We start from the raw sequence: 1291 nt of genomic DNA, 5'->3' as shown, positions 1-1291 counted from the left end.
TATATATCAAAAGTGATTTTAAGAAAAAAATAACCTTTACTACAAGAGAGTTGCTCTGGAAAATGTGGTTTGAGGAATGGCATAGTCATCCTATTACATACTCGAACGTCGGTGATGATGAGATGCTACAAGATGATTTCTTTTTTGGAGTTCAATTTGATAAATGGCGATTTAATGATAAACGGTGGAATCATATACCATATGATAATAATGATCCATGGAATTCGTTTTCTGATGAAAATATTCAATTGGAATTTGAAAATGATTTTATCACTGATGGGAGAGAACGTGGAGAATACCTTAGGATTGCGACTGCCCATACAGACATTTTAACGGTTGATAAACGAGCTATGTATATCATGGCAGTCGAGGTGGCTTCTGCTATTGATGGGCAGATCAGCGAGGATGACAAGCTGACTTGGATAGATGTGGAGACTTTTAAGGAGTTGCACAAGGATGTCTTATCACTAACCTACGATCAAGCAACTGACACCAGCGTGGAGGAACTGAAAAGTATGAAACCTTTAGAAGATCCTCTATGGGAAGAGGAAGAACGCCTTCGTGAAGAATACATCAAAATTCATGGCGAGCCAGTTTATGACGACGAGGAAGACGAGTGATAATTTACAATAACACTTATTTGAAAGAGAGTGTTGAATAGGGGGAAGACTAATGTCAGATAAATTAAAACAGTTTAAATGGTTGATTGTATTGTTTTTGTTTCTGTTAGCAATTCCTTCATATTTTGCTTACAATTATTTCCGACAATCTAGTACTTTAAAAGAAGCCTTTGAGAAAAATGAAAGAATTGAAGTTCTTCAACATTTAATGGCATCAGGAAAATATGCGTCTGACATCCGCAAGGCAGGTTATACTATTCCTTCTGACGGTGCTATTAGATTGGATGGAGTTATTTATCCATTAGAAATAGAAGGAGATTTACATTTGAAAATTAGTCCTCCAAAAAAGGATGCTAAGGATTTTCAGTTGTTTTTCATCACACAGGTTAATGAAAAACAAACGCATGTAGCTTTTATTTTAGATAAAAATCTGAATTTAATTGATTCCAGCTATTCTCAGCAAAATGATAACGGGAAAAGAGAGATTATTTCTGTCTCACAATCCGAAGAAGCTTACTTGTTGAAAAGAGTTCAAAGCGAGATTGATGCTTTCATGAAAAAGATGTATCAGACCTTGTATGGATAGTTTACCAGAGAAAGTGGCTTCTTGCTCAACACAATGCCGTATGAACAACTGGGCGTGTTGAGGAATTCTATACTGTGATGGGAAA

2 protein-coding genes are annotated in these 1291 nt (G+C 35.9%); both read left to right on the top strand.

Annotation, left to right across the window (positions count from 1 at the left end; genetic code table 11):
* A partial coding sequence (locus HMPREF2701_RS06890) for a hypothetical protein (RefSeq protein ID WP_070482554.1) occupies positions 1-620 on the top strand: 620 nt, incomplete at its 5' end.
* Positions 621-672: 52 nt separating this feature from the next.
* Complete coding sequence (locus HMPREF2701_RS06885) at positions 673-1206, top strand: thiol-disulfide isomerase (RefSeq protein ID WP_049493210.1); 534 nt, start codon at positions 673-675, stop codon at positions 1204-1206.
* The last annotated feature ends 85 nt before the right edge of the window (positions 1207-1291 follow it).

This window comes from Streptococcus sp. HMSC077D04 (assembly GCF_001808785.1).
Taxonomy (GTDB): Bacteria; Bacillota; Bacilli; order Lactobacillales; family Streptococcaceae; genus Streptococcus; species Streptococcus mitis_BX.
Note: the sequence above shows the minus strand (reverse complement) of the source record. Positions and strands in the feature narration are given on the sequence as shown.